Consider the following 22,022-nt stretch of genomic DNA (forward strand, 5'->3'; position numbering starts at 1 on the left):
AATTTATTCAGCCGCAGTCCGGAAAGTATCCGCCGGTTCACCATCCATTTTCTTAAATGCCGTTTTGGCATTGCGGAGAAGTAAAAGTGAAGTGAATACAGCGAGAGCAAACATGGCACCCATGAAGATAAACATGTAGGTGTAACCCTGTACCTTATATGCATCAAGCCAGTACCCGAATAACGCATGGATAAACATTTCCGGAGAGAATCCCACAGTGGCCATGATCCCCATAACGGTACCGGTCAGACGAACAGGAACCTTCATTTCCTCAATTTGCGCATACATGATCCCGCGCAGAGCAAAGTTAATGGAGCCTACAATCATCAGGGTGCCGATCAGGACCCATACCATAGTCGGATCCTGTGGGATCACCAGGAACATGGCGACACCAATCACCCCGGCAATAAATAGCCAATTCATCACCTTAATCGCCGAGCCGACTTTGTCTGCGAGCAGACCCACAACCGGTGCAATCAGGATAGCGAGGACATAAGCACGGATCATACCGATAATTCCGGCATGTTCGGCGGTCATCCCGTAGACATCAGACAGATAAGGAACCAGATATGAGGACCCCTGATAGAAGGAGATGGTTGCAAAGATGGAGAAAGCTGCAAACCAGACTTCCTTAACCTTCATGACAGCCAGAATATCGTGTACAGATATTTTTTCTTTGGCCTTTTTTTCTCCGGAAGCAGAATTATGGTTATCACGTGGCATGGCGAACCACATCAGAACACCCAGCGCCAGGTAGAGAAAGCCGTATGCATGTAGCACACTGCCAATCCCTTCCACTTCGGTTGCAGACATGGCGAACCATGCCACGGCAACGGCAGAGATGGCTGACCCAGCGATACCACGTCCGGACTCCAGGAAACCAAACAGTTTCCCCTGGTCACTGGCATTACCAATCAGACGGGTTGCGCGCACCATCGATACCAGGAAAAGACCATTTGCGAGGAAAGACAATATGCCGATGATGACATACTGCGTAGCCAGGCCCGGTGCTGTTGACTGCCATAATGTGGTTACGCCCACAGCCAGAAAGGTAAAAGAAATAATCAGTCGGGTATTGTTCACTTTATCGATAATCACCCCGGCAATTGAGGATGAAACAATCCCCACAAACCCCAGCCAGCTCATCAGCAGGCCTGAATCCGTGTTATTCACTCCCATGAATTCATTCCAGGGATAATAAAATACTTCCCTGAGGTACATCGATTTAAAAATGGTCCCTCCTCCGATTGCCAGAAGAATGACCATCAACCATTTTTGAAAATTGGATGTTTTCATAAACCTTCGCCTGTCCATAAATAAGAACCAAGTGTTCATGTGAGAATATAATTTTTTATACGCATGAATATTATGAAGCATCTCACAGAGTGGGTAGAAAAGATAAAAAATTATCTATTCTAATTAAATGTTATTAAAATCATGTACTTATATGTATAATAAATTATACATATGTGTGAGGCATTAATTATTTACGGTTGTAATTTTATAAAAATTATAAATTTTTATATTTTAGGCCGTAACTGTCTGACAACATATATGCTGAGTAGGGCGGAGAATAGGGGCAGGAAAGTGGATAAAATATTATCGTATTTTTCCTCCGGCAGGAGGGTTTCCTTATTAGAAGTACGAATATTTGATGCCGTGGGCTGTATCCATGTTTTTTAGCCGGGCCCGGCGACTTGAGCAGGGGTAATCACGCATGCTTTCGTTACCAGCCCCTTCGGTAAATAGATTGACGGGCACGATTTTTTGTCTGCAACATCTGTGCTACAACCGAATAGACATATTGAATCCAGGTGTTAGTATTCAATAGACAGCAGTTATGAGTATGCGTGTTTCATTTCCGGCCAGGAACGCTGATGATGACAACATTACTACCCGATTTCACAGCATTTTCGTCATTCACTTCCTTCGCGGCGCGCGTTGCCTTAACGCTTGCTCGCTCAATGGCCATTGTTTTTCATTCCTTCTTATCCCGGATGGAAACCCCCGCTGAGCGCACGCTTGGCGGACTTTGTGACACGCATGGTTAGACAACAGGGATTACGGCGGGTCGATTATGGACAAAATGAAGCGTCATCTGGTGTGGTGGGGAGCGGGGATTCTTGTGGCGGTGGCCGCGATAGCCTGGTGGATGCTGCGCCCTGCGGGAATACCGGAGGGGTTTGCCGCCAGCAATGGCAGAATTGAAGCCACCGAAGTGGATATTGCCACTAAGATTGCCGGGCGTATTGATACCATCCTCGTTTCGGAAGGGCAGTTCGTTCGTCAGGGCGAGGTGCTGGCGAAAATGGATACCCGCGTGCTGCAGGAGCAGCGGCTGGAGGCGATTGCGCAGATTAAAGAGGCCGAGAGCGCAGTTGCCGCCGCCCGCGCCTTGCTGGAGCAACGTCAGAGTGAAATGCGCGCCGCGCAGTCGGTCGTCAAACAGCGGGAAGCTGAGCTGGACTCCGTCTCTAAACGTCACGTGCGTTCCCGTTCGCTGTCGCAGCGTGGCGCGGTATCTGTACAACAGTTAGATGACGATCGCGCGGCGGCGGAAAGCGCGCGCGCCGCCCTCGAGACCGCCAAAGCGCAGGTATCTGCGGCAAAAGCGGCGATTGAGGCGGCGCGTACCAGTATTATCCAGGCGCAAACGCGCGTGGAAGCGGCGCAGGCGACCGAGCGGCGTATTGTCGCCGACATCGACGACAGCGAATTAAAAGCGCCGCGCGATGGACGCGTGCAGTACCGCGTTGCGGAGCCGGGCGAAGTGTTATCGGCTGGCGGCCGGGTGTTGAACATGGTCGATCTCAGCGATGTTTATATGACATTTTTCCTGCCGACCGAACAGGCGGGGTTGTTGAAGATCGGCGGCGAAGCGCGACTGGTGCTGGACGCCGCGCCGGATCTGCGTATTCCGGCGACGATCAGTTTTGTCGCCAGCGTGGCGCAGTTCACGCCCAAAACCGTGGAAACCCACGATGAACGGCTGAAGCTGATGTTCCGCGTCAAAGCGCGTATTCCGCCAGAGCTGCTGCGACAGCATCTGGAATATGTCAAAACCGGTTTGCCGGGAATGGCCTGGGTTCGTCTGGATGAGCGCGTGCCCTGGCCTGACGATCTGAACGTGAGGCTGTCGCAATGACGTCGCTGACGCTGGTGCCTGTTCCTCCCGTGGCGCAGCTTGAGGGGGTGAGCCAGCATTACGGAAAAACGGCCGCGCTGAACAATATCACGCTGGACATTCCCGCCCGTAGTATGGTCGGGCTGATTGGTCCGGACGGGGTGGGTAAGTCGAGCCTGCTGTCGCTGATTTCTGGCGCGCGGGTGATTGAGCAAGGGAACGTTATCGTCCTGGGCGGCGATATGCGCGATGCGAAACATCGCCGCGACGTCTGTCCGCGCATCGCCTGGATGCCGCAGGGGTTGGGGAAAAACCTTTATCACACGTTATCGGTTTATGAGAACGTCGATTTTTTTGCTCGTCTCTTTGGTCATGACAAAGCTGAACGCGAAGCGCGTATTACCGAGCTGCTGAACAGCACCGGCCTGGCGCCGTTTCGTGACCGTCCTGCCGGGAAGCTGTCCGGTGGGATGAAACAAAAGCTGGGGTTGTGCTGTGCGCTGATTCATGACCCGGAATTGCTGATTCTTGATGAGCCTACCACCGGCGTGGACCCGCTCTCCCGCGCTCAGTTCTGGGACCTAATCGACAGTATCCGCCAGCGTCAGACCAATATGAGCGTGTTGGTCGCAACGGCCTATATGGAAGAGGCGGAGCGTTTTGACTGGCTGGTGGCGATGAATGCGGGCGAGATACTGGCAACCGGCAGCGCGCAGCAACTGCGGACAAAAACCCATAGCGCGACGCTGGAGCAGGCGTTTATCGCCCTGTTGCCAGAAGCGCAGCGCCAGGCGCATAAGCCAGTGGTGATCCCGCCGTATCACGCTGAGCAGGAAGAGATTGCCATTGAGGCGAAAGATCTGACCATGCGCTTCGGTAAGTTCGTCGCGGTTGACCATGTTAATTTCCGCATTCCGCGCGGCGAGATTTTTGGCTTCCTCGGTTCAAACGGTTGCGGCAAATCGACCACCATGAAAATGCTGACCGGTCTGCTTCCCGCCAGCGAAGGCCAGGCCTGGCTATTTGGCCAGCCGGTAGACCCGAACGACATCGATACCCGTCGCCGGGTCGGGTATATGTCGCAGGCTTTTTCGCTCTATAACGAACTCACCGTGCGGCAGAATCTGGAACTTCATGCCCGCCTGTTTCATATTCCGCCAGCGGAGATCCCGGCGCGCGTCGCGCAGATGATCGAACGCTTTATGCTAACGGAGGTGGAAGATACACTCCCCGCTTCGTTGCCGCTCGGTATCCGCCAGCGTTTATCGCTGGCGGTAGCGGTGATCCATCGCCCGGAAATGCTGATTCTTGATGAGCCAACGTCCGGCGTTGATCCGGTCGCCAGGGATATGTTCTGGCAGCTTATGGTCGATCTTTCGCGTCAGGATAAGGTGACGATTTTTATCTCGACCCATTTTATGAACGAAGCGGAACGTTGCGACCGAATGTCATTGATGCACGCCGGTAAAGTGCTCGCCAGCGGTACGCCGCAGGAATTGGTGCAACAGCGGGGCGCGGCCAATCTGGAAGCGGCGTTTATTTCCTGGCTACAGGAAGCTGCGGGAGCGGCGCCTGAAACCCCAATACCGCCATCCCAGACGCCCGCCGCGTCAGGTAAACCGTCGCGGCAGGGATTGAGCTTCCGGCGTTTGTTCAGCTACAGTCGCCGCGAAGCGCTGGAGCTACGCCGCGATCCGGTACGCTCGACGCTGGCGCTGCTGGGAACGGTAATTCTGATGCTGATTATGGGCTATGGCATCAGTATGGACGTGGAGAACCTGCGTTTTGCCGTACTCGACCGCGATCAAACCGTCAGTAGTCAGGCATGGTCGCTCAATCTGGCGGGATCGCGCTATTTTATCGAACAGCCGCCGCTCGCCAGCTATGACGAGCTTGACCGGCGGATGCGTTCGGGAGAGTTGGCGGTTGCCATTGAGATCCCGCCTAATTTTGGCCGCGATATTGCTCGCGGTACGCCAGCTCAGATTGGCGTCTGGGTGGATGGCGCCATGCCCAGCCGCGCCGAGACGGTGAAGGGGTACGTTCAGGCGATGCACCAAAGCTGGCTGCAGGAGGCGGCAAGTCGTCAGCCGAACCCGGTTAAACAGACCGGGCTGCTCAACATTGAAACGCGCTATCGCTATAACCCGGATGTGAAAAGTCTGCCCGCTATCGTTCCGGCGGTCATTCCGCTGCTGCTCATGATGATCCCATCAATGCTTAGCGCCCTGAGCGTGGTGCGGGAGAAAGAGCTGGGGTCGATGATTAATCTGTACGTAACGCCGACGACGCGCAGCGAATTTTTGCTGGGTAAACAACTGCCGTATATCGCGCTGGGTATGCTGAACTTCTTGCTACTGTGCGCGCTGTCGGTCTTTGTGTTCGGCGTGCCGCTGAAAGGCAGCTTTCTCACGCTTACCCTCGCGGCGCTGCTTTACGTCATCATCGCCACCGGTCTGGGGCTGCTGATCTCCACGTTTATGAAGAGCCAAATCGCCGCTATTTTTGGGACGTCGATTATTACCCTCATTCCGGCAACACAATTTTCCGGCATGATCGATCCGGTGGCTTCGCTGGAAGGACCGGGAAGATGGATCGGCGAGATCTACCCGACCAGCCATTTTCTGACGATCGCGCGCGGGACGTTTTCCAAAGCGTTGGATCTGTCCGATCTCTGGCCGTTATTTATGCCGTTACTGATTGCCGTCCCGGTGGTGATGGGTCTGAGCATTCTGCTGCTGAAAAAACAGGAGGGGTAATGCGCGGATTACGTAATATTTATAATCTCGGCGTTAAAGAACTGCGCAGTCTGCTGGGCGACAAAGCGATGCTGTCGCTGATCGTCTTCGCCTTTACGATTTCGGTTTACTCCTCCGCTACCGTCCTGCCCGGTTCGTTGCATCTTGCCCCTATCGCCATCGCCGATATGGATCAGTCACAGTTGTCGAACCGTATTGTGAATAGTTTTTACCGCCCGTGGTTTCTGCCGCCGGAGATGATTACGGTAACGGAAATGGATGCCGGACTGGATGCCGGACGCTATACCTTTGCGGTCAATATTCCGCCGAATTTCCAGCGTGATGTGCTGGCCGGACGTCAGCCTGATATTCAGGTTAACGTCGATGCGACGCGCATGAGTCAGGCGTTTACCGGCAACAGTTATATCCAGAATATTATTAGCGGCGAGGTCAACAGCTTTGTGGCGCGCGCGCGGGGAGATAACGTTCAGCCGGTGTCGCTGGAGATTCGGATGCGCTTTAACCCGAATCTGGATCCGGCGTGGTTTGGCGGCGTGATGGCGATTATCAACAACATTACCATGCTGGCGATAGTGCTGACCGGATCGGCGCTGATCCGCGAGCGAGAACACGGCACGGTAGAGCATCTGTTGGTGATGCCGGTCACGCCCTTTGAGATCATGATGGCGAAAGTGTGGTCGATGGGGCTGGTCGTGCTGGTGGTTTCCGGTTTGTCTTTGATGTTGATGGTGAAAGGCGTACTTGGCGTACCGATTGAAGGATCGATCCCATTGTTTATGTTGGGCGTGGCGCTGAGCCTGTTCGCCACCACTTCAATTGGGATTTTTATGGGCACCATCGCCCGTTCGATGCCGCAACTGGGGTTATTAATGATTCTGGTACTGTTACCGCTACAAATGCTTTCCGGCGGTTCCACGCCGCGCGAAAGTATGCCGCAGGCGGTGCAGGATATTATGCTGACCATGCCGACGACGCATTTTGTCAGCCTTGCCCAGGCTATTCTTTATCGCGGCGCAGGTTTGAGTATCGTCTGGCCGCAGTTCCTGACCCTGCTGGCGATAGGCGGCGTGTTCTTCCTGATAGCGCTGTTACGCTTCAGAAAAACGATTGGCACAATGGCGTAAACATTATTGCCGGATGGCGGCTGCGCCTCATCCGGCCTACAAACGACAGACGTGCGAGCGTAGGCCGGGCAAGCGAAGCGCCCCCGGCGTTAGTCTTCTTTCGGCAAACACTGCAAGTGGCCGTGGCGCACGCCGCGCTGGGCGATAACATCATCGGCAAAATGCTGTACGTCGCCCATATCGCCCTTCAGAACGGCGATCTCCAGACAGTCATCGTGGTTGATATGGACGTGCAGCGTGGCGACGGATAAATCATGATGATGATGCTGGGTGGAGACGATGCGGCTGGCTAAATCCCGTTTCTCATGTTCATAAACATATGAAAGTACCGCGAAACCCTGTGTACCGTGTTCCTGGGTGGCCTCCTGCGCCAGAGCGCCGCGCAGAATATCACGGATCGCTTCGGAGCGATTGTTATAGCCGCGTCGCTGGCTCAGGCTGTCCAGCGTTTCCAGTAAATCGTCATCGAGGGTGATGGTGACACGTTGCATCTGACTTAAACCTTTTGGTATGGCGCGTCGGCGCATGGGAAGCTCCGCATTTTGTAACACACGTCCGCCGCCAGAGGGAAAAATTAATGTGTCATAACGCTTTTGTTATCGTCTGCGGCGTCAGCGTAAACGGTGTGGGGGTACAGACTGCCAGACTGAGCGTATCGAGCTGACACTGGCTGACCGACAAGGCAGAGGGCAACGTGCTGTCCACGCTGACGATTTGCCAGGCGCTGCCGCCGCGTTGTTTTACGATGGCTTCTTTACGCGTCCAGATACGCCAGAATGCCGCCAGTTGTTGCTCCGGACGTTCCGCTTCCATTTCAGCATGTTCGCCGAGGCTGAATACCGCATTTGCCAGCGAACGCCAGTTATCGCGCGGGCGGATCACTTCAATATCGCAGCCGACTTCACCTTCGTCGCTAAGCAACAGAGCAATAGTGTCGCCGCTATGGCTGAGGTTAAACCACAGCGGCGCTCCGGCGGAAAAAGCCGGTTTACCCTGTTCGCCATACACCATCTCCGGTAGCGGCGAGAGCGCACGGGAAAGCAGCACGCGCCCGGCCAGCCAGCTTGCCCGGCGAACGCCCTGCGGCGCCTGAGCGATTAACGCGTCGGGCAATTGACCTGCGCTTAATGTTGACACTTTTCCCAGAACGATCTGGTACATATCAGGACCAACGTTGCCTATGAAGAAGAGGAGATTGTAGCATCTGTCGCCTCATCCCGGTAAACGGCTTTTCGGTCGGCCTGGCCCCAGTAAGATCGCCAGTTTGCTGCCGCCTTTAGTGGTTTCCATCCAGATTTTGCAGACGCTGGTCAAAGGAACGGACAAGAGCATCCCGACCGGGCCTAATAGCCATCCCCAGACCAATAACGAAAGAAATACCACCAGCGTGGACATTCCCAGACGATGGCCCATCATGCGTGGCTCCATAATGTTGCCAATCACCATATGGACCACCAAAAAGAGCGCGCCGACCAGTACGCACTCGTAAAAACCGTTAAATAACAGCGCCTGAATCATGGGGGGAACGGCGGAAATCACCGAGCCGATATTAGGAACGTAATTGAGCAAAAAGGCCAGTACGCCCCACATTAGCGCAAACTGAATATCCATTAACGCCAGCCCCAGCCAGATAATCGCGCCCGTCCATAGACTGAGCAGCGTTTTCAGCGCCAGATAATGCGAGACGCCTTTCAGGGCGCGGTGCAGGCCGGCAATATGGATTTGTGGATTGTTTAGCGCGAAACGTAATTTATAAGGCACGTGACGCACCTCAAACAACATAAAAACCACGGTCATCACCAGCAGCACAATGCTTGCCATCGCGCCCGATACGCCGGTCATTAATGTTGTGGTGAAGAGCATGATTTTATCGGAATCCATCCCGCGGAGCATACGTTCCGGCGACATATGTAAATTCAGGAAGGGCATTAACTCCTGAAGGTGTAAGACCTTACGCGTCAGTTCCTTGCTGTATTTAGGCAGCATAGCGATAAATTCATTAAGCGATGCGGCAAGCACACCCACCAGCGCGGTAAGCACGATCAGCATGACGACCACCACGATAGTAATCGCCAGCGGTCGCTTCACGCCCCGGCGAATAAACCAGGTCACTAATGGATTAAGAACAATGGCGAAAAAGAGCGCCAGCAAGAGTTGTACAATAATATCCGCCGCGGCATGAATCCCGGCGAGAATAATAACCAGGGAGGCCAGTTTCAGCAGAATATGCATACCCGTTTTGTCGGGTTGAGCGGTTGCCATGAAGTTTTCCTTGTTGTGTTTTTTTCTAAGTGTAGCGGCTGCCCTGATACCGATAATCTGAATCTCACTACTGATTTTCACCGCGCGCCATGATAGAAAAGGAAACATGTTGTAAAAATGCGGTGATACTCATGCCCGAACCCGTCGCTGAACCGGCGCTAAACGGATTGCGCCTCAATCTGCGTATTGTCTCCATTGTGATGTTTAACTTTGCCAGCTATCTGACCATCGGCCTGCCGCTCGCCGTCTTGCCAGGCTATGTGCATGATGCGATGGGATTCAGCGCGTTCTGGGCGGGGCTTATTATCAGCCTGCAATACTTCGCCACTCTGTTAAGCCGTCCCCATGCCGGGCGGTATGCGGATGTATTAGGGCCGAAAAAAATCGTTGTCTTTGGCTTATGCGGCTGTTTTTTAAGCGGACTCGGCTACCTGCTGGCGGATATCGCCAGCGCCTGGCCGATGATCAGTTTGTTGCTACTGGGGCTGGGTCGCGTGATTTTGGGGATTGGGCAAAGTTTTGCCGGCACCGGTTCGACACTGTGGGGCGTCGGCGTCGTCGGGTCGTTGCATATTGGTCGGGTCATCTCCTGGAACGGTATCGTCACCTACGGCGCAATGGCGATGGGCGCGCCGCTGGGCGTGCTGTGTTATGCCTGGGGCGGGTTACAGGGACTGGCGCTAACGGTGATGGGCGTGGCGCTGTTGGCGGTACTGTTAGCCCTTCCACGTCCGTCGGTGAAGGCGAACAAAGGCAAGCCGCTGCCGTTTCGCGCGGTGCTGGGGCGTGTCTGGCTGTATGGTATGGCGTTGGCGCTGGCCTCGGCAGGGTTTGGCGTCATCGCGACGTTTATTACCTTATTTTATGATGCTAAAGGCTGGGATGGCGCCGCCTTTGCGCTCACGTTATTTAGCGTCGCGTTTGTCGGCACGCGTTTGCTGTTCCCTAACGGCATCAATCGTTTAGGCGGGTTGAATGTCGCCATGATCTGCTTTGGCGTGGAGATTATTGGTCTGTTACTGGTGGGAACGGCAGCCATGCCGTGGATGGCAAAAATCGGCGTTTTACTCACGGGGATGGGGTTTTCGCTGGTCTTTCCGGCGCTGGGCGTGGTGGCCGTCAAAGCCGTGCCGCCGCAGAACCAGGGCGCGGCGCTGGCGACCTATACCGTCTTTATGGATATGTCTTTGGGGGTTACCGGGCCGCTGGCGGGGCTGGTGATGACCTGGGCGGGCGTGCCGGTGATTTATCTGGCGGCGGCCGGGCTGGTAGCGATGGCGCTATTGCTGACCTGGCGCTTAAAAAAACGGCCTCCGTCTGCACTGCCGGAGGCCGCATCATCATCGTAAAGGTTACTTAATAACTAACGTATTGATGATGTTTTCAGCCGTGGTTTGCGCTTTTTGCTGATTGTCCGCAGGCAGCGTGACCTGAATCGTCAGCAATTGGTTATCCACTTTGCCCAGCACGATGGAAGAGTACGCCGTCTGGCCTTTCGCGGAGATAATGCTGTCCAGTTGTTGCAACGTATGGCCTTTGAGCTCAATAGACTTATTGGTGACCACCTGAAGCTGCGGGTCGCGGCTACGCTGTTGCTCAAGCAGGCGGTTCGCCAGCACCGGCAACGCTTCATCGGTATTATCGCCGACGATAACAATCACCGCTTTCTGGCCCGTCGGGTCAGAATAAACGTGCATATTATTCGCCTGGGTGCCCAGCTTACCGCTTTGATCGGTCATATCCGCCGGCAGTGAGAAACTGAGTTTGCCATCCATCAGGCTGATGGGCTGACCGGAGGCCTGGCTTTCTGCGGCGGCGCTTTCTGCCGACGCTTTTGTATCGTTGTTATCACAGGCCGCAAGCCCCATAACCAGCAGGCCAATACCGGCATATTTAACCAAATTGCGCATTGACTTCTTCCTTTCGATAAACGGCCATAACGGCTCATTCGCTCATCTTATCACAACTCGGAAAACGAACCTTTAACTTGCCGGTAATGGGGAAATTTCAGATTTATCTGCCAGCTTTTTCAGCAACATATTCAGTAGAACGCCGTACATCGGCAGGAAGAAAATAATGCTGATGAGCACCTTAAAGCAATAATCCACCAGCGCAATTTCCATCCAGTGCTCGGCCATAAAGGCATCGGGGCTTCGCCAGAACGCAATGAAGAAAAAGGCAAGGGTATCGCTGATATTGCCAAACAGCGTTGAAGCGGTCGGCGCCAGCCACCAGCGACGATTTTGGCGCAGGCGGTTAAACACATGGACATCAAGGATCTGTCCCAGCGCGTAGGCCATAAAGCTGGCGGCGGCGATACGGGCGACGAAAAGATTAAAGTTCGCCAGCGCGGCGAAACCTTGCCAGGCGCCCATATAGAACAGCGATGACACCACATATGACACCAGCAGCGCAGGGATCATGACGGCGAAGATAATGCGGCGCGCCAGCGGTGCGCCAAAAATACGCACGGTAAGATCGGTGGCGAGAAAAATAAAAGGAAAACTAAACGCGCCCCAGGTCGTGTGGAAACCAAAAATAGTGATGGGGAGCTGCACCAGATAGTTACTGGAAATGATCACCAGTAAATGGAATAGCGATAGCCAGAACAACGCTTTTATGCGCTGTGATTGTGTAAACGGAGTCATATTGTGACCTTTTTGTTGGATGGGGTGAGGGAACCCAATAAAGAACCGCCGCATAATACTGTTTTGCGCTGGCATTGCAATGGCTAATTTTCACGCAATCGTTAACCTGCCTGGCTTACTGACGAAGATGGGCGTAAAATATCGCCGTTTTTCTACCATTGAGACGAAGATGAGCGATCTGTTTTCCTCCCCTGACCATACGCTTGACGCCCTGGGGCTGCGTTGCCCTGAACCGGTAATGATGGTGCGCAAAACGGTGCGCAACATGCAAACTGGCGAAACATTGCTGATTATCGCCGACGATCCGGCGACGACGCGTGATATTCCGGGGTTCTGTACCTTTATGGAACACGATTTGCTGGCGCAAGAGACGGAGGGTCTGCCGTACCGCTATTTATTGCGTAAAGCGCATTAACCGCACGGCAGATAACATTCTGATTAGAAGCTTTCCCAGTTCGCCTGTTCTGCGGCGGGCTGTGGCGTTAAACCTTTGCTTAACGGCGTCGGCGACGCCTCCCGACGAGGCTGTTTCTGGATGCGGAACGCGGCGACCGCCTGACGAAGTTCGTTAGCCTGATCTTCCAGCGCCGCCGCCGCTGCTGCGGATTCCTCTACCAGCGAGGCGTTTTGCTGCGTCACGCTGTCCATTTCCGATACCGCCTGCGCCACCTGCTCAATGCCTTTGCTTTGCTCATCGGAGGCAGAGGCGATTTCGCCCATAATATCGGTTACGCGGGTCACGGCGTTGACGATCTCTTTCATGGTTTCTCCCGCTTCGCGTACCTGCGTAGAGCCGGTATCAATGCGCGACACGGAGTTTTCAATCAGCACTTTGATCTCTTTGGCGGCCTGCGCGCTACGGCTGGCTAACGTGCGTACCTCTCCGGCCACGACCGCGAATCCTCGCCCCTGTTCGCCGGCGCGGGCGGCTTCTACCGCGGCGTTCAGCGCCAGGATATTAGTCTGGAAGGCGATACCGTCAATCACGCTGGTGATGTCCACGATTTTTTCCGAGCTTTCGGCGATATCGTTCATGGTGCTCACTACGTTATCCACCACGCGTCCTCCTTTACGCGCGGTTTCTGATGCGGTTTTCGCCAGACCCGTCGCCTGTCGTGCGTTATCGGTGTTTTGCCGTACCGTGGCGGTTAACTGTTCCATGCTGGCGGCGGTCTCCTCCAGCGCCGAGGCCTGCTGTTCGGTACGGGAAGAGAGGTCGCTGCTACCGGCGGAAATTTCGCCTGCGCCAGTATAGATAGAGTCTGCGTTATCGCGCACCGCGCTGACGGTACGGATTAACGACTGCTGCATCGTTTTGAGACCGGCGGCCAGTTGGCCCATTTCACTGCGTCCTTCGGCCTCTATCTCATGGGTAAGATCGCCGTCGGCGATCGTTTGAATGTGCGCCATAATCCGTTGCAGCGGGCGGAGTAGAACGCGTTGCAGCCCCAGCCAGATAAACGTCAGCACGATGAGCACGATAAGTAGAATTATCCCCAGCGTCCATTGCATCTGGGTAAAACTGCTCTGATTCTGATCGCTGGCTAATTTTATTAATTGCGCATTTTGAGAGAGCCACTGGTCATATACCTGCTCCATGTCATCCTGCGCTTTTTGCGCGTCAAGGTTGCCATAGGCGGCGTAATTATCGGCTTTAAGATAGTGGATAGACTGCTGCAAAACGTCATACATCTGCTTAAAGCTGGCTTCGGCCTGGGCATCCAACGCCGGATCTTTGCCCGCGATCGCTTCGGAGTTCACGTAGTTGTTGAAATGTTTTTCCGCTTCGTTGAGCGACGCGCCAGCGTTGGTTAACAGCGTGTTCATGGCGTCCAGCGAGGCGGGATCGCGCTGATTTTTTAACATGCGTATCGCCACGCGGTTAATAGTGACGCGGGTTTCAATCAATGTCTGAAAACTGCCGCCCAGTTCCTGTTGTTGGTAACTCAGCGCGCTCGCATTCTGGAAATTCAGCCGATCGCTGCTGACGGCGGAATAAAACAGTATTCCTGTCACCAACAATAAGGCGCTAAATATGCCCAGCGTCGCGATAACGCCGGTGATGACTTTGATATTTTTCATAGTGCCTAACATTCCTTATTTTGTAGACGGTATGATCAATATCGGTTGGATAAAAATTAACCTTACATCAAATCACGCTATTTCTGATTAATGGTTTGATAAGTAATAGAAAATAAATAATTTTCGCGTGAATAATATGCACAAAGAAAGGAATATCGCGGGATAACCCGGCGACATGCCGCCGGGTGGGAGAAGATTAGTTTTTACGCAGCAAACGTAGCGCGTTGGCGGTCACCAATACCGTGGCTCCCGTATCCGCCAGGATTGCCAGCCATAGCCCGGTAAAACCAAGTAGCGTCGTCACCAGGAAAATGGCTTTCAGCCCCAGCGCAATGGTGATGTTCTGCCGGATATTCGCGTGGGTAGCGCGCGCCAGCGTAATCATTTGCGCTAACCCGCGCAGACGGTTATGAGTAAGGGCGGCGTCAGCCGTTTCCAGCGCGACGTCAGTACCGCTGCCCATCGCAATTCCGATACTGGCGGCTTTCATCGCGGGCGCATCATTAATGCCGTCGCCCACCATTGCCAGCGGCGCTTGTTGGTTAAGGGCGGTGACTGCCCGCACCTTGTCTTCCGGCAGTAGCCCGGCTTTAAACGCCAGATCCAGCTCGCCGGCAATCGCTGCCGCCGCCCGTGGGTTATCGCCAGTCAGAATCACGCCGTTAACGCCTAACTGATGCAGTTCGCGGATGGCGTCGCGCGCATCGTCACGCAACGTATCCTGGAGGGCGAGGACGCCAAGTACGGTCTCGTTACGTAGCACCAGAACCACCGTCTGCCCGGCGTTTTCCAGTTCGCTAATTTGCCCGGCAAACGCTGCCGCAGGCTGTTTTCCCGCCGCGCAAATCAGAATACGTTCGCCGTTAACCTGCGCTTCAATCCCGGTGCCGGCCAGCGTTCGCTGCGATTCCGCCGTCGGGATCGCCAGATCGCGTGTCTGCGCTTCGCGGACAATAGCCTGCGCCAGCGGGTGCGTAGCGCCTTGTTCTACGGCTGCCGCCAGCGCCAACAGTTCAGCTTCGCTGATACCGCTTGCCGGATGAATCGCCGTCACCCGTGGTTTACCGATGGTCAACGTACCGGTTTTATCAAAGGCGACCTGCGTGATACGGCCCAGTTGCTCCAGCGCTGCGCCGCCTTTAATCAATGCGCCGCGCCGTGCCGCCGCCGCCAGCCCGGAGGTAATGGCCGCGGGCGTGGAGATCACCAGCGCGCACGGGCAACCGATTAATAGCAGCGTCAGCCCTTTATAAATCCACTCCTGCCAGCCGCCATCGAACATCAGCGGCGGAATAAGCGTCACCAGCAGCGCGATGACCATAATGACTGGCGTATAGATGCGACTGAAACGATCAATAAACCGCTCAATGGGCGCACGGCGCTCTTCCGCCTCTTCAATCAGCGTCAGGATACGGTCAATCGCGCTGGCGCCAGGTTCAGATAGCACCTCCAGGGTGACGAGACGGTCAACGCTGGTCGCGCCTGCCGGGACTTTGTCGCCCGTTGCGCGCTCCACAGGGATAGACTCGCCGGTGAGCGCGCTTTCATCAAAGCTGGCGAAACCGGAAACCAGTTTACCGTCGGCGGGTAAACGCCCCCCGGCGGCGACTTCGATAATATCGCCCGGTCGCAGGGTATTAATAGCGACCTCTTCCCGTACGCCGTCGCGCAGACGGGTCGCCGTTTCCGGTTTAAGCGCCATTAACGCGCTGACGCCTTTACGGGCGCGGCTGGCGGCCCATCCTTCCAGGCGCTCGCCGATGAGGAACAGCAGCAATACCATTGCCGCCTCCGCCGTTGCGCCAATAAACAGCGCGCCAATGGCGGCGACGCTCATCAGCGTTTCAATAGCGAACCAACTGCCGCTTTTCATCAGCCGCAGCGCCTGGCGGGCAATAGGATACAGACCGACCAGGGCGGTGGCGATAAAGGCCAGTTGGCCGAACGGGTGGTTAAATTGCTCCAGCCCCCAGCTTATCGCCATCATAATGATCAGCGTAATAAGCGGCAGGTTCTCTTTAAGACGAGATTCAGGCGCGGCGTCGCGAGAATCTTCGCTACGCAAGGTATAACCCGCCTTCTGTACGGCGCGTTCAATTTGCGCGCGGAGGTCGGCGTCGGCATCGACCACTAACTTTTCGGTGGCGAACAGCACTTGCGCCTGGTTGACGCCGCGAATTTGGCGTACCGCATTCTCCACTTTTCGGGCGCAGGCGGCGCAGTCCATGCCGGAGATTTTCCAGGTATAGCGCGTGCCTGCCACGGCAGTAGAAACAGGCGCGCTGGACGCGCAATGTTCTTCGCAGCAGCAGCTATCGGCCTTCTGTATTGCCGGGGCTAATCTGAAGGAGGTAAAGGGCGGGACTTTTTTGCCATCGGTATCAGGGGTCGACATAACGTCCTCCGGTTGATGATAATTTTCTCATTAACCGGAGGATACACTCTGGAGTCGACTCCAGAGTCAAGCGCTATTATTTACAGGTACAGCGAGCGAACAATCAGGAAGTGTCCTGCAAAGTAGCAGGCGGCGGCAATCGCGTTATCCGCCCGGAAACGGCGGCGGTAATGGCTACCCAGCCAGACGATATTGCCGATGAACAGCAGCGTCGCGCCGGTAAAGGCCGAAAGGGCTGGCGCCGTTGGGCGGAAGAACCACAGTTCGCCCGCCAGCCAGACCATGACCAGCGTCATGGCGATAAAAGTACATACCGGCCAGCGTAGCTCCTCCAGTCGCGTCCAGATAACGGCGATAAGCAACGCGCCGACTATTAGTAACGCCAGCGGCAGCGGCCAGAAGAACGACAACGTCATTTGGCTGGCAAAGTAAATGGTGTAGAGCAGATGCGATAAGAAAAATGCCCCGACGGCGTACAGCAGGCGTTGACGCGGTAAGAGCGTTAACGCATCGCCGACCAGCGAGGCGCACAGTCCGGCCAACACAAGATAACTGATGGCGTCAAACATCGGCGCTTGCCAGGCCAGTAACAGCAACAGTAATAACGTGACGGGCTTAAAAACCCAGCGTTGCCAGGCTGGCCCGCGATAGGAGGCGTCCACATACAGCCATGCGGACAGGCAGACAGCGATAAACGACCAAAGCATCTTAATTCCTTGAATTCGTTATTTTTTCGCAAACGGTATGCTTGCGGCTCTATTATTCAGTGTAGAGGCCGTGACGGTCAGATGACAACACTATAACGGGCAGGGTATGCTTATTTCCGCATTTTCTGACAGGTTAACATTATGAGTAAGCCACCGATTTTCTTCATTATAATCATCGCATTAATCGTAGTTGCCGCGTCGTTTCGCTTCGTTCAGCAACGGCGGGAAAAAGCCGCTAATGAGGCGGCGCCGTTACAGCAAAAGCTGGTCGTGGTCAGCAGTAAACGGGAGAGGCCGGTTAACGACCGACGCTCTCGCCAGCAGGAAGTGAGCCCGGCGGGAACCAGTATGCGCTATGAGGTCAGTTTTAAGCCGCTCAATGGCGGTCTGGAAAAAACGTTCCGTTTACAAGCGCAGCAGTACCACGCTTTGACGGTGGGCGATCAAGGTACGCTGAGCTATAAGGGAACTCGGTTCGTCGGGTTTGTTAGCCGTACCCCGGATAACGAATAAACCGTCATCCGGCAGCAAACGTTATTTTTTGTTCTTAAACTTCTTCTGCCAGACCAGCAGCTCAAACACGCCGAACAGGAAAATGCGGATTTTCTCTCCCCTCGTCATCTGCGGACCCGCTTTCGGTATCGTTGATTTCAGCAACGCCAGTTGCATACCGTGCATCAGCGCCATGAACACCAACGCCACGTTGACGAAGATATTGAGCGGGCGCGGGAAGGGATGCACCAGATTAAGAATCAAAAATGCCCACACGAAGAGCATTAATAAGCGGCCCAGATTAATCAACATCATTTTCTCCTTGCGCGTCGCGCTGATACAGACGATAAGCGACCTGTCCGGCCACCTTTTCTCGATACAATGCCCAGTTCGCCGGAACGGGCGGCAGACCGTTTTCCACCTCGCTTTCTACGTAGATTAGCGCGTCGTCGGCCAGCCATCCCTGGGTTTCCAGCAATTGTAACGTTTCTTCCAGCAGCCCTTTACGAAACGGCGGGTCGACAAAGACGACGTGATGCGGCGTTCCCGGCTGGCTGAGGAAGGCCAGAGTATTGGTATTGACGACGCGAGCATTGTTGGCTTTCAGTGTCGCCAGATTTTTTTGCAACTGCTGCGATACGGCGCGATCCATTTCCAGTAACGTTGCCTGGGCCGCATAACGCGATAGCGCCTCCAGACCCAGCGCGCCGCTGCCGGCAAAGCAATCCAGACAGTGGGCGTCTACCATTACCGGAGCCAGCCAGTTAAATAACGTTTCGCGCACGCGATCGGTGGTGGGACGCAGACCCGGGCTGTCCGGAACCGGTAATTTACGGCCACGCCATTGCCCGCCAATAATGCGGATTTGGCCGCTGCCAGAGTGAGTCGGTTTTTTCATTTCTCTTGCTCGAACCGCCTGTTGCAAGTTATTCCAGGCGGTGATGTGAATTAAGTTAAGTGATAGACTATTTCATCATTTTTTTAGCTTCCATGTATATAGCGCCGCGAGGGGTGTAGTCGCAGATGGCAAAACAGAAAAAACGTGGCTTCTTTTCCTGGTTGGGCTTCGGTGATAAAGAGCAGAAGCAGGAACAGACCGAAGAACAGCAGATTGTTGAGGAACAACGACCGGTTGAGCCCCCTGTTGAAACGGCGGCAGACGTAGACGCGCAAACGCCCGCGCACAGCAAAGCAGAAACCGAAGCCTTTGCGGAAGAGGTGGTGGACGTTACTGAGAAAGTTCAGGAGAGCGAAAAACCGCAGCCGGTAGAGCCGGAGCCCGCGGCGGCCATTGAGATGGCAGCGCCGCAGATCGCGGTGGAACGCGAGGAATTGCCGCTGCCGGAAGAGGTCAAAGACGAGGCTATCTCGCCGGAAGAGTGGCAGGCCGAAGCGGAAACCGTAGAGGTCATTGCCGCGGTAGAAGAAGAGGGCGAAAACGCGGCGAAATTCACCGACGAAGAGCTGGAAGCGCAGGCGCTGGCCGCTCAGGCGGCGGAAGAGGCGGTGATGGTTGTTCCGCCGGCGGAAGAAGACGCGCCGGTGGAAGCGATCGTTCAGGAGCAGGAAAAACCGACTAAAGAAGGTTTCTTTGCCCGCCTGAAACGCAGTCTGCTGAAAACCAAAGAAAATCTCGGTTCCGGATTTATCAGTCTGTTCCGCGGCAAGAAAATCGACGATGATTTGTTCGAGGAGCTGGAAGAGCAGTTGCTCATCGCTGATGTCGGGGTGGAAACCACGCGTAAGATTATCGCTAATCTGACGGAAGGCGCCAGCCGCAAACAGCTTAAAGATGCCGAGGCGCTGTATGGTCTGTTGAAAGACGAGATGGGCGAGATTCTGGCGAAGGTAGACGAACCGCTTAATATTGAAGGTAAAACGCCTTTTGTTATTCTGATGGTTGGCGTGAACGGCGTGGGTAAAACCACTACTATCGGTAAACTGGCGCGTCAGTTTGAGCAGCAGGGTAAATCAGTGATGCTGGCGGCGGGGGATACTTTCCGCGCGGCGGCGGTCGAACAGCTACAGGTCTGGGGACAGCGTAACAACATTCCGGTTATCGCCCAGCATACCGGCGCGGACTCCGCCTCGGTGATTTTTGACGCTATCCAGGCCGCGAAGGCGCGTAATGTGGATGTGTTAATTGCCGATACGGCAGGGCGTCTGCAGAACAAGTCGCACCTGATGGAAGAGCTGAAAAAAATCGTTCGTGTCATGAAAAAGCTGGACGAAGAAGCGCCACATGAAGTTATGCTGACCATTGACGCCAGCACCGGACAGAACGCGGTAAGCCAGGCCAAACTGTTCCATGAAGCGGTAGGCTTAACCGGTATTACCCTGACCAAGCTGGACGGTACGGCGAAAGGCGGGGTGATTTTCTCGGTAGCCGACCAGTTTGGCATTCCTATCCGTTACATTGGCGTGGGCGAACGTATCGAGGATTTGCGTCCGTTTAAGGCGGACGATTTTATTGAGGCACTTTTTGCCCGAGAGGATTAACAATGATTCGCTTTGAACATGTCAGCAAGGCCTATCTCGGCGGGAGACAAGCGCTGCAGGGAGTGACATTCCATATGCGGCCAGGCGAGATGGCGTTTCTGACCGGCCACTCCGGCGCGGGGAAAAGTACCCTGCTGAAGCTAATCTGTGGGATTGAGCGGCCCAGCGCCGGCAAAATCTTCTTCAGCGGGCATGATATTACGCGCCTGAAAAACCGCGAAGTGCCGTTTTTGCGCCGCCAGATTGGGATGATTTTCCAGGATCACCATCTGCTGATGGATCGCACGGTCTATGACAATGTGGCGATACCGTTAATCATTGCCGGTGCCAGCGGCGATGATATCCGTCGTCGTGTGTCGGCGGCGCTGGATAAGGTTGGACTACTGGACAAAGCGAGAAACTTCCCGATTCAACTCTCCGGAGGCGAACAACAGCGCGTGGGCATCGCCCGCGCGGTGGTCAATAAGCCAGCGGTATTGCTGGCGGATGAACCGACCGGGAACCTGGACGACGCGTTGTCGGAAGGGATTTTACGTCTGTTTGAAGAGTTTAACCGCGTAGGGGTGACGGTACTGATGGCGACGCACGATATTGGACTTATCTCCCGTCGTTCCTATAGGCAGCTCGTCCTGAGCGATGGACATCTGCATGGAGGCCTGGCCAATGAATAGGCGCGACGCGATTAACCAAATCAGGCAGTTCGGCGGACGGCTGGATCGACTGCGTAAGTCTCGCGGCGGAACAGGCGGCGGGCGCAACGCGCCAGGACGCCAGAAGCCGACGCCGAAACCGAACTCACGTAAAACAAATGTCTTTAATGAACAGGTGCGCTATGCCTGGCACGGCGCGCTGCAGGATCTGAAAAGCAAACCGCTGGCGACGTTTCTGACGGTGATGGTGATCGCCATCTCCCTGACGCTGCCCAGCGTCTGTTACATGGTCTATAAGAACGTCAACCAGGCGGCGACTCAGTATTATCCGTCGCCGCAGATCACCGTTTATCTGCAAAAAACGCTGGATGATGACGCGGCGGCACGGGTTGTTGGGCAGCTTCAGGCCGAGCAGGGCGTTGAGAAGGTCAACTACCTGTCCCGTGAGGACGCGCTGGGAGAATTCCGCAACTGGTCGGGTTTTGGCGGCGCGCTGGACATGCTGGAAGAGAACCCGCTGCCGGCGGTGGCGGTGGTGATCCCCAAGCTGGACTTCCAGAGTACCGCCTCGCTTAATACGCTGCGCGACCGTATCTCGCAGATTAACGGCATTGACGAGGTCCGCATGGATGATAGCTGGTTTGCGCGCCTGGCGGCGCTCACCGGGCTGGTGGGCCGCGTGTCGGCGATGATCGGCGTGCTGATGGTCGCGGCGGTCTTCCTCGTTATCGGCAACAGCGTGCGCCTGAGCATTTTTGCCCGTCGCGACACCATTAACGTGCAAAAGCTGATTGGCGCGACCGATGGCTTTATCCTGCGTCCGTTCCTCTACGGCGGCGCGTTGCTCGGTTTTTCCGGCGCGTTTCTTTCACTGATATTGTCTGAAATTTTGGTGATGCGTTTATCATCGGCGGTGACTGAAGTGGCGCAGGTCTTCGGCACGAAGTTTGATCTCAACGGTTTATCGTTCGATGAGTGCCTGTTGCTGCTGCTGGTCTGTTCCATGATTGGCTGGATCGCCGCCTGGCTGGCCACGGTGCAACATTTACGTCACTTTACTCCCGATTGATAAAATCGTGGTATAATCTTTCCCTGCAATGGGCTTCCGTTCGCAGGGAAAGAGTCCCTGTTGTCTCTTCCCCGCGCGTCATCTTTATGTCACAAGATTTGTGCAAATTATGCACAGTGTTACATTGAACTTGTGGATAAAATCACTGTCTGATAAAAGAGTGGGTGATATTCTCGTTGCTCATCGGCTTTGGCACGGTTGTTGCTCGCCG

21 protein-coding genes are annotated in these 22,022 nt (G+C 54.9%); 10 read left to right on the forward strand and 11 right to left on the reverse strand.

Translation table 11 applies throughout. The annotated features are described in order from the left end of the window. Positions 1 to 3 precede the first annotated feature (3 nt). On the reverse strand, positions 4 to 1,296 hold the full coding sequence (locus tag QEN32_RS01325; RefSeq protein ID WP_094965013.1) for an MFS transporter: 1,293 nt from the start codon (positions 1,294 to 1,296) through the stop codon (positions 4 to 6). 581 nt (positions 1,297 to 1,877) lie between these two features. On the opposite strand from QEN32_RS01325, the gene QEN32_RS01330 reads away from it, so the two are divergent. From QEN32_RS01330 to QEN32_RS01345, 4 genes are read left to right on the forward strand one after another with little or no spacing between them, the layout of a single operon-like run. Beyond that, a complete protein-coding gene (locus QEN32_RS01330; RefSeq protein WP_220569585.1) occupies positions 1,878 to 2,051 on the forward strand; it encodes a hypothetical protein in 174 nt (57 codons plus the stop codon). 26 nt (positions 2,052 to 2,077) lie between these two features. Then, positions 2,078 to 3,145 (forward strand): HlyD family efflux transporter periplasmic adaptor subunit, encoded by a 1,068-nt coding sequence (locus QEN32_RS01335; protein WP_000359837.1) that lies wholly within the window; start codon positions 2,078 to 2,080, stop codon positions 3,143 to 3,145. Further along, positions 3,142 to 5,883 (forward strand): ribosome-associated ATPase/putative transporter RbbA, encoded by a 2,742-nt coding sequence (gene rbbA / locus QEN32_RS01340; protein WP_265322202.1) that lies wholly within the window; start codon positions 3,142 to 3,144, stop codon positions 5,881 to 5,883. The genes QEN32_RS01335 and rbbA overlap by 4 nt, the downstream gene beginning before the upstream one ends. Beyond that, entirely contained in the window at positions 5,883 to 7,007 is a 1,125-nt protein-coding gene (locus tag QEN32_RS01345; protein ID WP_058214961.1) for an ABC transporter permease, read from the forward strand. The genes rbbA and QEN32_RS01345 overlap by 1 nt, the downstream gene beginning before the upstream one ends. Before the next feature lie 89 nt (positions 7,008 to 7,096). On the opposite strand, the gene nikR is transcribed toward QEN32_RS01345, so the two are convergent. The 3 genes from nikR to QEN32_RS01360 all read right to left on the reverse strand — a co-directional run bounded on the left by nikR (position 7,097) and on the right by QEN32_RS01360 (position 9,269). Continuing rightward, complete coding sequence (gene nikR, locus QEN32_RS01350; RefSeq protein WP_001190057.1) at positions 7,097 to 7,498, reverse strand: nickel-responsive transcriptional regulator NikR; 402 nt, start codon at positions 7,496 to 7,498, stop codon at positions 7,097 to 7,099. Between the two features lie 91 nt (positions 7,499 to 7,589). Further along, complete coding sequence (acpT, locus tag QEN32_RS01355; protein ID WP_023227417.1) at positions 7,590 to 8,168, reverse strand: 4'-phosphopantetheinyl transferase AcpT; 579 nt, start codon at positions 8,166 to 8,168, stop codon at positions 7,590 to 7,592. 51 nt (positions 8,169 to 8,219) lie between these two features. Continuing rightward, a complete protein-coding gene (locus QEN32_RS01360; RefSeq protein ID WP_000179588.1) occupies positions 8,220 to 9,269 on the reverse strand; it encodes an AI-2E family transporter in 1,050 nt (349 codons plus the stop codon). An 89-nt stretch (positions 9,270 to 9,358) separates the two neighbouring features. Between QEN32_RS01360 and QEN32_RS01365 the strand changes: the two genes are divergently transcribed. Beyond that, positions 9,359 to 10,618 (forward strand): MFS transporter, encoded by a 1,260-nt coding sequence (locus tag QEN32_RS01365; protein ID WP_079820800.1) that lies wholly within the window; start codon positions 9,359 to 9,361, stop codon positions 10,616 to 10,618. A gap of 3 nt (positions 10,619 to 10,621) precedes the next feature. Here the strand turns inward: QEN32_RS01365 and QEN32_RS01370 are convergent, their stop codons facing one another. After that, a complete protein-coding gene (locus tag QEN32_RS01370; RefSeq protein ID WP_001245277.1) occupies positions 10,622 to 11,179 on the reverse strand; it encodes a DcrB family lipoprotein in 558 nt (185 codons plus the stop codon). A gap of 72 nt (positions 11,180 to 11,251) precedes the next feature. Continuing rightward, positions 11,252 to 11,917, reverse strand: coding sequence for a 7-cyano-7-deazaguanine/7-aminomethyl-7-deazaguanine transporter (locus QEN32_RS01375; RefSeq protein WP_001531644.1), 666 nt, complete (start codon positions 11,915 to 11,917; stop codon positions 11,252 to 11,254). A 169-nt stretch (positions 11,918 to 12,086) separates the two neighbouring features. Here QEN32_RS01375 and tusA point away from each other — a divergent pair, with 169 nt between their 5' ends. Further along, positions 12,087 to 12,332: a sulfurtransferase TusA gene (gene tusA, locus QEN32_RS01380; RefSeq protein WP_001541054.1), complete on the forward strand. Its 246-nt coding sequence runs from the start codon at positions 12,087 to 12,089 to the stop codon at positions 12,330 to 12,332. Positions 12,333 to 12,355: 23 nt separating this feature from the next. Here tusA and QEN32_RS01385 read toward each other — a convergent pair whose 3' ends face one another. From QEN32_RS01385 to QEN32_RS01395, 3 genes are all read right to left on the reverse strand, one after another. Beyond that, positions 12,356 to 13,999, reverse strand: a complete 1,644-nt coding sequence (locus QEN32_RS01385) for a methyl-accepting chemotaxis citrate transducer (protein ID WP_076935791.1) — start codon at positions 13,997 to 13,999, stop codon at positions 12,356 to 12,358. A gap of 196 nt (positions 14,000 to 14,195) precedes the next feature. Beyond that, the gene (gene zntA, locus QEN32_RS01390; RefSeq protein ID WP_265322203.1) at positions 14,196 to 16,394 is read right to left on the reverse strand and encodes a Zn(II)/Cd(II)/Pb(II) translocating P-type ATPase ZntA; all 2,199 of its coding nucleotides are present in this window, start codon (positions 16,392 to 16,394) and stop codon (positions 14,196 to 14,198) included. 80 nt (positions 16,395 to 16,474) lie between these two features. Continuing rightward, entirely contained in the window at positions 16,475 to 17,101 is a 627-nt protein-coding gene (locus QEN32_RS01395; protein WP_000964735.1) for a lysoplasmalogenase, read from the reverse strand. Between the two features lie 141 nt (positions 17,102 to 17,242). On the opposite strand from QEN32_RS01395, the gene QEN32_RS01400 reads away from it, so the two are divergent. After that, positions 17,243 to 17,614, forward strand: coding sequence for a DUF2500 domain-containing protein (locus QEN32_RS01400; RefSeq protein WP_023202864.1), 372 nt, complete (start codon positions 17,243 to 17,245; stop codon positions 17,612 to 17,614). Positions 17,615 to 17,635: 21 nt separating this feature from the next. Here QEN32_RS01400 and QEN32_RS01405 read toward each other — a convergent pair whose 3' ends face one another. Together QEN32_RS01405 and rsmD are read right to left on the reverse strand one after the other, a co-directional pair. Continuing rightward, the gene (locus tag QEN32_RS01405) at positions 17,636 to 17,905 is read right to left on the reverse strand and encodes a DUF1145 family protein (protein ID WP_265322226.1); all 270 of its coding nucleotides are present in this window, start codon (positions 17,903 to 17,905) and stop codon (positions 17,636 to 17,638) included. After that, positions 17,895 to 18,491: a 16S rRNA (guanine(966)-N(2))-methyltransferase gene (gene rsmD, locus QEN32_RS01410; RefSeq protein ID WP_000743275.1), complete on the reverse strand. Its 597-nt coding sequence runs from the start codon at positions 18,489 to 18,491 to the stop codon at positions 17,895 to 17,897. The genes QEN32_RS01405 and rsmD overlap by 11 nt, the downstream gene beginning before the upstream one ends. Positions 18,492 to 18,616: 125 nt before the next feature. Here rsmD and ftsY point away from each other — a divergent pair, with 125 nt between their 5' ends. From ftsY to ftsX, 3 genes are read left to right on the forward strand one after another with little or no spacing between them, the layout of a single operon-like run. Continuing rightward, positions 18,617 to 20,092, forward strand: a complete 1,476-nt coding sequence (ftsY, locus tag QEN32_RS01415) for a signal recognition particle-docking protein FtsY (RefSeq protein ID WP_021294130.1) — start codon at positions 18,617 to 18,619, stop codon at positions 20,090 to 20,092. 2 nt (positions 20,093 to 20,094) lie between these two features. Beyond that, the gene (gene ftsE, locus QEN32_RS01420; protein WP_000617729.1) at positions 20,095 to 20,763 is read left to right on the forward strand and encodes a cell division ATP-binding protein FtsE; all 669 of its coding nucleotides are present in this window, start codon (positions 20,095 to 20,097) and stop codon (positions 20,761 to 20,763) included. Continuing rightward, positions 20,756 to 21,811, forward strand: a complete 1,056-nt coding sequence (gene ftsX, locus QEN32_RS01425; RefSeq protein ID WP_001081707.1) for a permease-like cell division protein FtsX — start codon at positions 20,756 to 20,758, stop codon at positions 21,809 to 21,811. Before ftsE ends, ftsX begins: the two co-directional genes overlap by 8 nt. Positions 21,812 to 22,022: the final 211 nt, after the last annotated feature.

Source organism: Salmonella sp. SA14318 (genome assembly GCF_029866905.1).
GTDB lineage: Bacteria > Pseudomonadota > Gammaproteobacteria > Enterobacterales > Enterobacteriaceae > Salmonella > Salmonella enterica.